This is a genomic window from Virgibacillus byunsanensis (genome assembly GCF_042675965.1).
GTDB lineage: Bacteria > Bacillota > Bacilli > Bacillales > Amphibacillaceae > Virgibacillus_R > Virgibacillus_R byunsanensis.
The window spans coordinates 57,535-66,576 of the sequence record NZ_JBHTKJ010000033.1; the positions used below are offsets into that span (position 1 = coordinate 57,535).

A 9,042-nucleotide genomic window follows, 5' to 3' on the forward strand; every position below is an offset into this window, starting at 1 on the left:
ATGGAAATCCATCATTCTTTGATAGTGGCTTTTTAGAAACAGGATCAAAATAGTAGAGGTGAATCGAGATATGAAACAAGAAAAAGGAAAACAAAAAATCTTTGCAAACATTAAAGAAAACGAAGTCTACATGAAAGAACGTGTTGGAGTTGGTGTTTCATTTGATTTAGGCTTTCGAGAGATTATTGTTCTTAAAAAGAAAGTTCATCTCTATTATTTAACTGGCTTATGTGATACATCTATTGTGTTAGAGATCATTAAAAAGCTGGTAGAAATAAATGATAATGAAAGTAACTATAAGAAGGTTCCAGAAGTTATAGAAAACCGATTAGTACACCAGCAAGTAGATCCTATCGATTCACTGGATGAAGCGGTTGACCAAATGTTGTCAGGATTAATCGTAGTATTTATAAACGGAGAAAAGAGAGCATTTGTTGTTGATACGCGAAATTATCCCGGGAGAACCCCAGAAGAACCCGATACAGAACGTGTAGTCCGTGGTTCAAGAGATGGATTTACCGAAAATATTATTGAAAATACGGCTTTAACTAGAAGAAGAATACGTGACGCTCGTTTGCGTCACGAAATGTTAAAAGTGGGCGAACGATCAAAAACAGATATATGCATATGCTACATCCAGGATATAGCAGATACTGGATTAATTGAATTAATACGCAAAAGACTTAGTTCTATTGATATTGATGGTATTTCGATGACCGATAAAGCGGTAGAAGAATTCATTATCGATCGCGGATGGAATCCTTATCCATTAGTGAGGTATACGGAAAGGCCAGATGTTGCATCTCAACATTTATTAGAAGGTCATGTGTTAATTATGGTTGATACATCACCAAGTGTGATCATTTTACCGACTACTTTTTTTCACCATGTACAGCATGCTGAGGAATTTCGACAAGCACCTTCTATTGGTACGTTTATCAGATGGGTAAGGTTCTTAGCCATATTAGCTTCTCTATTTTTACTTCCATTGTGGCTATTGTTTGTGATGGAACCTTCCTTGTTACCGAAACAACTATCTTTTATCGGACCTAATGAAGAAGGGAATATTCCAATTGTCGTTCAGATTATACTTGCAGATATAGGTCTTGAATTTTTGCGAATGGCTGCCATACATACACCAACTCCTCTTTCTACTGCAATGGGTCTTATTGCTGCGGTATTAATCGGACAAATTGCAATTGATGTAGGAATGTTAAGTCCAGAGGTAATATTGTATGTAGCTATTAGCGCTATTGGTACGTATGTAACACCTAGTTATGAGTTAAGTGTTGCTAATAAAGTTATGCGCCTATTGCTAATTCTCACAACGGCATTTTTTGGTGTTATTGGTTTTTTAATAGGATTTTTAGTATGGGTTCTATTTTTAGTTAGTCTAAAGTCACTAAGAACACCATATTTATGGCCGTTGTTACCTTTTAATGCAAAAGCAATGCTGCAAATTATATTTCGTATACCAGTTCCTTTATCAAATAGTCGACCAAGTATTGTTCATCCCAAGAATAACTACCGTCAACCAATTAAAAAATAGATTGTATAAATTCTCTTTTGTTTTCTGCTTCAATATGATAAAGTGTTTTTAATTATTTTAAAAATCAAGGGTAGCAGAATTCATCTACGTAAGTGCAACTAAGGCTTTCACCAGTAAGGCTTGGCGATAAGACAAGTTTTCTGATCAGCACTAGCTTGAAAGTATACGGAGGAGTTTATATATGATAATAGATCATCACCCATTTAATGTTAATGATAAAGGTAATCTAGAAATAGGTGGCTTGGATACAATAGATTTAGCACAGAAATACGGAACTCCATTATATGTTTATGATGTATCGATTATTCGGGAAAATTGTCGAGCGTTTGTAAATACATTCAGAGAATTAGGTGTAAATGCACAAGTTGCTTATGCAAGTAAAGCTTTTTCTTCCATTGCTATGCTGCAGGTTGTTAAACAGGAAGGTTTATCACTAGACGTTGTTTCTGAAGGGGAGCTTTTTACAGCGTTACAGGCAGAATTCCCTGTAGAAAAAATTCATTTACATGGAAATAATAAAAGTTTTCATGAGCTTACAATGGCTATTGAAAATAATATAGGTTGTATTGTTGTTGATAACTTTTATGAGATACAAATGATTGAAAAATTATTGCAGGAACATAATAAGGAAATTGATATTCTTATGCGTGTTACTCCTGGAATTATATCAAAGACTCACCAGTATATTATGACTGGTAATGAGGATTCTAAATTTGGCTTTAACTTGCATAACGGACAAGCAGATGAAGCCTTTAAATTGTTATACAACCATGACTACATTCGTTTTAAAGGACTTCATTGTCATATAGGCTCACAGATATTTGAAACGGATCGGTTTGTAAGTGCAACTGATTTGCTATTTAAAAAACTCAAAGAATGGAAAAATGATTATGGTTTTGTTCCAGATATTTTAAATTTAGGTGGTGGGTTTGGTATACGTTATACCTCTGAAGATAAGCCGTTACCATACAACAAATATGTGGAGGCATTAGTAAGTAATGTCAAACAACATGTAGAGGATGTAAATATTCAGATGCCAGAAATTTGGATTGAACCAGGAAGGGCTATAGCTGGAAATGCAGGAATAACGTTATATACAATTGGTTCTATTAAAAAAATCCCAGGGGTTCGAGAATATATTTCTGTTGATGGTGGACTCACTGATAATTTAAGACCTGCATTGTATCAAGCCAAATATGAAGGGGTGGTAGCTAATAAAGTGAATCAACCTACCACCAATGAAGTGTCTATTGCAGGTAAATGTTGCGAATCCGGTGATATGCTTATATGGGATTTGCCTGTCCCAAAAATTGAAAGCGGCGATATACTGGCAGTCTTTTCAACGGGTGCATATGGATATTCTATGTCCAGTCATTATAATCGTTTTCCAAAAGCAGCTGTTGTATTTGTAGAAGATGGAGTGGACAAGCAAGTCGTTCAACGAGAAACGTTTCAAGATGTTGTCAAAAATGATCTATCATATGAGTAACTTTCCTTTGCAGGAATAAAGTGATAAGATAAACATTGATTTGAAGAATTTATCAAAGGGGATGTTAATATGGCTAAAAAAGGATATATAGTAATGGAAAATGGAAATAAAATTGAGTTTGACCTATATGAAAATGAAGCACCTAATACGGTTGAAAACTTTGAAAAACTTGCAAATGAAAATTTCTATGATGGATTAACCTTTCACCGTGTTATCGATGGTTTTGTGAGTCAAGGTGGATGTCCTGTTGGAAATGGTACTGGTTCAGCGGGATATACTATTAAATGTGAAACAGAAGGAAACCCACATAAACATGTGGAAGGATCATTATCAATGGCTCATGCTGGGAAAGATACAGGAAGCTGTCAATTTTTCATTGTACACGATTCACAACCACACTTGAATGGTGTACATACCGTATTTGGGCAGGTAACATCGGGTATGGAATATGCTAAAGACATGGAGAATGGCGACGTAATGAAAGAAATGAAGGTATTCTCTGAATAATAGTATTGGTGAAACTTTCAAGGAAGTGAAGTATGGATATTTTATTATTGCTTTATCTTATTTTGATTGTAGCTCCAATCGGTTCAATCGTACATGAATTAGGTCACGCGCTAGGCGCTAGAATACTAAGCGCAAATCATGTTATATTATCCATAGGTACAGGAAAAAAATTATTCCATTATTCATGTAAATATTTAGATGTTGCGATTCATCCTATTTATTTTATAGGCGGTCATTCATATAGTGAACGAGGTAACCCCTATAAAAATCATGAATTGATTTGGATTTCTATATGTGGGCCAATTAGTAATGGCCTCTTTTCCCTGCTATTTTTTTACGTATATAATTTATTTCCAAATAGTTATATACAATTACTTATTTTGTTTAATTTATGGTTAGCACTTGTTAACATGATCCCTTTTCAATTTAATGGGAAACAATCAGACGGTTATACTGTTTTTAAAAGAATACTGAAGAAATAACACACACTTTTTATTTTTTTAGAATAAGTAAATAATAGTATAATAGTATGATTTATTATAATGTTGTTAATGATGATATAAAAGTTCCCTTTTTTGATCTAAGTAATGATGTGAATTTGACAAAAGCATTCGTATAATGCATAAATATATATACGAACTGCTAAAATTTTAACAACTGTATTTCGATTAATGATGTGGGATGTGTTTTTGCTTTCCTTATCGGTAAGTTATATTCGTAATGAGGGGTATCTATGTTAATTCGTTATAAGAAGAATTTAGAGAAGATTGCAATGGGATTACTATCTTTTATGCCAGAAGAAAAAGAGGTAAAAAAATTGCAGGAAACGATAAAAGAATATGAATCAAATTCAAATTGGCATCTTTTCTTATGGAAAGAAGAAGATGTATTAGGTGCGATTGGCGTCAGAACAGAAGACGATATAAATGCTGTAATTCAACATATTTCTGTAAATCCTTCACACCGTAACATGGGAATTGGAAAGAAAATGGTGAATCAGGTTAAACGTCTATTTGAAGATAAGTACGCATTATGCGCTGATGATAAAACAGAACAGTTTTTTAGTAAGTGTGATTCAGTTGAAACAAAAGTTGATGATAAATAAGCAAAAGCCAGCTCCATTAAATAGAGCTGGCTTTTATAGAAGGTAATGAAACGTTTTATAATCGCATTACTTACTTCATTATTTTAAAACCATGCAGCACCGACGATAATGAGAAGAATGAACAGCACAACGATTAATGCGAATCCGCCGCCATAACCATAACCACTCATAATAAAATTCCTCCTTTTCCTCTTAACGAATAAATGTTTTTTTGGTAACATTTATCTTACGTAATAACTTATGATAATATCTGTCATGATGTATGGGCGGTTATGACAACTTAGCGATTATTTTTACTTTTGCACGCATTTTATACTATTAGGTAAGGAGAAAATCTATGAGTCAAGCATATCAGGTTAAGTTAGATTCGTTTGAGGGTCCGCTTGATTTACTTCTTCATTTGATCAATCAATACGAGATTGATATATACGATATTCCGGTAGCCAAAATAACAGAGCAATATATGCAATATATACATACCATGCAGCAATTGGAGTTGAATGTTGCAAGTGAATATCTTGTTATGGCAGCAAGTTTGTTAGCATTAAAAAGTAACATGTTATTACCTAAACAAGAAATAGACGATGAAACAGAAGAATATATGGAAGACCCCAGAGAAGAGTTAATGAAGCGTCTGATTGAATATCGGAAATACAAAGAAGCTGCCGAAAAACTGAAGGAAAGAGAAGAAGAAGCTAATCAAATTTTCACCAGGCCTCCTGTTGTTTTTGATGATTTTATTACTAAACAACCTGTTGTTAAAGGTGACATATCAATCTACGATATGCTTGGAGCTATAGGTAAAATGATGGAGCGCAAGAAATGGAATGAGCCATTAGATACTCGAATAAAACGTGCAGAAATACCTATTAAACAACGCATGAGTGAAGTATTGACATTAGTAAAACAATCGAAGCAGGGAATTTCTTTTGATAAATTGTTTCTGTATCAGACAAGAGAACATATTGTAGTTACTTTTATGGCCATTTTAGAATTGATGAAAGATAATAACGTTTATTGTAAACAAGAGAAGCACTTAGATTCATTATTTGTATTTTACCTGGAGGATTAAAACGTGGAGATTACTGATTTAAAAGCTGTCGTTGAGGGACTATTATTTGCGAGTGGTGATGAGGGCATTACTATGAAGCAATTAACTAAGATACTTGATATAACTGAAACAACAGTAGAGCACGTATTAGAAGAATTAAAGTATGATTATGACCATACAGATCGAGGTGTTATGATTATGCATTCTCAGAAGATTTATTATTTGACAACAAAGCCCGAGCATAGTCATTATTTTAAGAAATTAATGGAAAGCCCTAACGCATCAAAAATGTCTCAAGCTGCATTAGAAACCTTGGCTATCATTGCATATCAACAACCAATTACGAGAACCGAAATCGAAGAAATTAGAGGTGTGAAAAGTGATAGACCGGTACAAACACTATTAGCAAGGTCACTTATTGAAGAGGTAGGTAGGAAAGAGGGAGTGGGAAGGCCGATATTATTTGGTACAAACAAGGACTTTTTAACATTTTTCGGTCTAACATCACTTGAGGAACTACCTCCTTTACCAGAAGACACAGCTGATGAAGAGATGGAGCAAGAAGCTGATCTATTCTTCGAGAGGTTTACGAATCAAATCGATGAAAAAACTAAAAACAATGGTTAAATCTTGCATAAATGAAATTTGTGCAAGGTTTTTTTGTTGTCCAGGAAATTGTGAATAAATTATTGACTCTGTAAGCCACTTTCAGCTATGGCGCCACAGGATCAGGAATGCTTCTCTGAAAACGCATCGTATGCAGAAAAAGTGCTTTTCTTTTTCAAGGACGTAGCGAACTTAGCTTGTAAGGGCGCTTCGAACTTTTGTTTGTGTTTTTAAGGACATAACAGAAATTTGTACAAACATACCTTAGTTTTATTCATATCGATTTCTAACAAGCATATTATATAAAAACAACAACTGCGGGAGGATATCTACTATGCGGTATGTAATATGCATTCTATTATTATTAATAACCACTTTGGTCAATCCAACAATTGGACAGGCAGACCCCGGAGTGTCAGCTAATAATGCTATATTAATAGAACAAACTACTGGAAGGGTATTGTTCGAAAAGAAAGCACACGAACAACAACCAGTTGCAAGCATAACCAAGATAATGACGGCAATTGTCGCTATTGAATCTGGGAAAATGAATGAAACTGCTACTGTTAGCAAACGAGCAGTATATACAGAAGGGTCATCTATCTATTTAGAACAAGGGGAGAAAATGAAGGTAGAAGACCTTGTATATGGGCTAATGCTTCGGTCTGGTAATGATTCTGCGGTTGCAATCAGTGAACATATAGGTGGGAGTGTAGAAGGCTTTATCTATTTGATGAATGAGAAAGCCCGTTGGCTTGGTATGACAAATACTAATTTCACAAACCCTCATGGTCTTCATTCAGATGATCATTACTCAACAGCATATGATATGGGATTACTCATGCAATACGCTATGGAAAATGATTTATTTAAAAAGATAACAGGAACAACTTCTTTTAAATCAGATGATAGAGCATATGCATGGCAAAATAAAAATAGATTGTTAACTTCATTATATAAATACTGCATCGGTGGTAAGACAGGCTTTACTAGAAGAGCTGGAAGAACATTAGTAACAGCTGCACATAAAAACGATATGGATTTAATTGCAGTGACACTTAATGCATCTGATGATTGGAATGACCATATCAATTTGTACGAATGGGCATATGATACATATGATATGCAAAAATTAACGGATGAAGAGAAGAACCGTTATAAACTAGGTGATACGGAACAGAACGTAACGGGATATTTTCATAATGAGCTACTATTCCCGTTACATGAAGGAGAAGTACAACAATTAAATAAAAAGTCGTTCTTATATAAGGAGTCAATTGATAGTGATGATGTAATTGGAAAGACCGTATTTTACATCGGTCCTAAAGCAATAACCGATACGACCATATTCAGTACAAAAAAACCATCACCTAAAGTGAGCTTTTTCTCGGAAGTTATAAACTTGTACAAGCAGATCATAAGGGTGGAATAATATGGTTAATATCATCTGGGCATGTATGGCTGGTATTGGTATTTTCTATGCTATGTTTAATGGAACGATGGATCAAGTGAATAAAGCAATTTTTGAAAGTGCAAATGAGGCAGTTACGTTATCAATTGGGCTAATAAGTATCTTAGTCTTCTGGTTAGGTATTATGAAAGTAGCAGAAGAGGCTGGAATTTTGAAAGCTTTAACAAAATTGTTCAGGCCAATCGTGCTTAGGTTGTTTCCAGACATACCTAAAGACCATCCAGCAATTGGTTATATTTTATCGAATATAACTGCCAACATATTTGGTCTGGGTAATGCCGCAACACCTATGGGAATAAAAGCGATGGAACAAATGAAACAATTAAGTGGCAGTGATTCTGCTTCGAGATCTATGATTACTTTTTTAGCAATAAATACATCGAGTTTAACCATTATTCCTACGACGGTTATTGCCATTAGAATGCAATACAATTCTGTATCACCGACAGAAATTGTTGGAACAACGATTATTGCAACACTGATATCTACAATAAGTGCGATTACAATTGATCGGATCTTTCATTCCTTGGCCAAGTAATATTCTTACACGGATTTATGGGGGGATAAAAAGTGGGTGTTATTACGTTAATAAGCACATGGTTAATACCTTGTTTTATATTACTAGTCCTTATTCTGGCAACATGGAAGCGAGTACCCTCATATGAACTATTTGTAGAAGGAGGAAAAGAAGGTGTCAAGATGGCATTTACTTTACTTCCTTTTTTAGTAGGGATGATTGTAGCGATCACCATCTTAAGAAGTTCCGGGGCATTAGAAGCTTTTATTGATCTGATATCCCCACTCCTAGTTTTCTTTGGAATTCCACCAGATATCATTCCATTAGCATTGGTGAGACCGATATCAGGAACAGCGGCATTAGGGATGACTACAGAGCTAATTGACTCCCATGGACCCGACTCATTTATTGGAAGACTTGCATCAACTATGCAAGGGAGTACAGATACAACGTTGTATATAATAACCGTATATTTCGGGGCAGTCGGGATAAAGAAAATGGGAAATGCATTAAAAGTTGGACTCTTAGCTGATTTAATTGGTATAATTGCTTCGATAGTAATAGTAACTCTTATATTTGGATAAATTGTTAAAGTAGCGTTAACATATAGTTAGCGCTACTATTATGATGTTTAATAAAGCTGTTTTCTCACGAATTGTTGCTATTTTATCTTCATAGTTGATATAAACTGCGACGTAACTTTAGGCTTATTTCTAAGAACGCGTGCTATTGCCGCCGTCTGGGATC

11 protein-coding genes are annotated in these 9,042 nt (G+C 34.6%); 10 read left to right on the plus strand and 1 reads right to left on the minus strand.

All coding sequences use genetic code 11. The features are described from left to right. Positions 1–70 precede the first annotated feature (70 nt). The 5 genes from ACFQ3N_RS12635 (at position 71) to ACFQ3N_RS12655 (ending at position 4,650) form a co-directional block, all read left to right on the plus strand. Entirely contained in the window at positions 71–1,549 is a 1,479-nt protein-coding gene (locus tag ACFQ3N_RS12635; RefSeq protein ID WP_390362890.1) for a spore germination protein, read from the plus strand. Positions 1,550–1,730: 181 nt separating this feature from the next. After that, a complete protein-coding gene (gene lysA / locus ACFQ3N_RS12640) occupies positions 1,731–3,038 on the plus strand; it encodes a diaminopimelate decarboxylase (protein WP_390362891.1) in 1,308 nt (435 codons plus the stop codon). Positions 3,039–3,107: 69 nt separating this feature from the next. Further along, positions 3,108–3,545 (plus strand): peptidylprolyl isomerase, encoded by a 438-nt coding sequence (locus tag ACFQ3N_RS12645; protein WP_390362892.1) that lies wholly within the window; start codon positions 3,108–3,110, stop codon positions 3,543–3,545. A 32-nt stretch (positions 3,546–3,577) separates the two neighbouring features. Beyond that, the gene (locus tag ACFQ3N_RS12650) at positions 3,578–4,027 is read left to right on the plus strand and encodes a M50 family metallopeptidase (RefSeq protein ID WP_390362893.1); all 450 of its coding nucleotides are present in this window, start codon (positions 3,578–3,580) and stop codon (positions 4,025–4,027) included. A 251-nt stretch (positions 4,028–4,278) separates the two neighbouring features. Next, the gene (locus ACFQ3N_RS12655) at positions 4,279–4,650 is read left to right on the plus strand and encodes a GNAT family N-acetyltransferase (RefSeq protein ID WP_390362894.1); all 372 of its coding nucleotides are present in this window, start codon (positions 4,279–4,281) and stop codon (positions 4,648–4,650) included. A gap of 83 nt (positions 4,651–4,733) precedes the next feature. On the opposite strand, the gene ACFQ3N_RS12660 is transcribed toward ACFQ3N_RS12655, so the two are convergent. After that, on the minus strand, positions 4,734–4,820 hold the full coding sequence (locus ACFQ3N_RS12660; RefSeq protein WP_390362901.1) for a YjcZ family sporulation protein: 87 nt from the start codon (positions 4,818–4,820) through the stop codon (positions 4,734–4,736). Positions 4,821–4,987: 167 nt separating this feature from the next. On the opposite strand from ACFQ3N_RS12660, the gene ACFQ3N_RS12665 reads away from it, so the two are divergent. From ACFQ3N_RS12665 to ACFQ3N_RS12685, 5 genes are all read left to right on the plus strand, one after another. Beyond that, positions 4,988–5,722 (plus strand): segregation/condensation protein A, encoded by a 735-nt coding sequence (locus tag ACFQ3N_RS12665; RefSeq protein ID WP_390362895.1) that lies wholly within the window; start codon positions 4,988–4,990, stop codon positions 5,720–5,722. Positions 5,723–5,725: 3 nt separating this feature from the next. Then, a complete protein-coding gene (scpB, locus tag ACFQ3N_RS12670; protein WP_390362896.1) occupies positions 5,726–6,328 on the plus strand; it encodes an SMC-Scp complex subunit ScpB in 603 nt (200 codons plus the stop codon). Between the two features lie 313 nt (positions 6,329–6,641). After that, positions 6,642–7,739, plus strand: coding sequence for a D-alanyl-D-alanine carboxypeptidase family protein (locus tag ACFQ3N_RS12675; protein WP_390362897.1), 1,098 nt, complete (start codon positions 6,642–6,644; stop codon positions 7,737–7,739). A gap of 1 nt (position 7,740) precedes the next feature. After that, positions 7,741–8,316, plus strand: coding sequence for a nucleoside recognition domain-containing protein (locus ACFQ3N_RS12680; RefSeq protein WP_390362898.1), 576 nt, complete (start codon positions 7,741–7,743; stop codon positions 8,314–8,316). Between the two features lie 32 nt (positions 8,317–8,348). Then, positions 8,349–8,879, plus strand: coding sequence for a spore maturation protein (locus ACFQ3N_RS12685; protein WP_390362899.1), 531 nt, complete (start codon positions 8,349–8,351; stop codon positions 8,877–8,879). Positions 8,880–9,042 lie beyond the last annotated feature (163 nt).

Excerpts from the sequence above, each read along its gene's own strand:
- ACFQ3N_RS12675 (WP_390362897.1), top strand. The coding sequence starts at position 6,642 with ATGCGGTATGTAATATGCATTCTATTATTATTAATAACCACTTTGGTC.
- ACFQ3N_RS12645 (WP_390362892.1), top strand. The coding sequence starts at position 3,108 with ATGGCTAAAAAAGGATATATAGTAATGGAAAATGGAAATAAAATTGAG.
- ACFQ3N_RS12665 (WP_390362895.1), top strand. The coding sequence starts at position 4,988 with ATGAGTCAAGCATATCAGGTTAAGTTAGATTCGTTTGAGGGTCCGCTT.
- lysA (WP_390362891.1), top strand. The coding sequence starts at position 1,731 with ATGATAATAGATCATCACCCATTTAATGTTAATGATAAAGGTAATCTA.
- ACFQ3N_RS12680 (WP_390362898.1), top strand. The coding sequence starts at position 7,741 with ATGGTTAATATCATCTGGGCATGTATGGCTGGTATTGGTATTTTCTAT.
- ACFQ3N_RS12650 (WP_390362893.1), top strand. The coding sequence starts at position 3,578 with ATGGATATTTTATTATTGCTTTATCTTATTTTGATTGTAGCTCCAATC.
- ACFQ3N_RS12660 (WP_390362901.1), bottom strand. The coding sequence starts at position 4,820 with ATGAGTGGTTATGGTTATGGCGGCGGATTCGCATTAATCGTTGTGCTG.
- ACFQ3N_RS12635 (WP_390362890.1), top strand. The coding sequence starts at position 71 with ATGAAACAAGAAAAAGGAAAACAAAAAATCTTTGCAAACATTAAAGAA.
- ACFQ3N_RS12655 (WP_390362894.1), top strand. The coding sequence starts at position 4,279 with ATGTTAATTCGTTATAAGAAGAATTTAGAGAAGATTGCAATGGGATTA.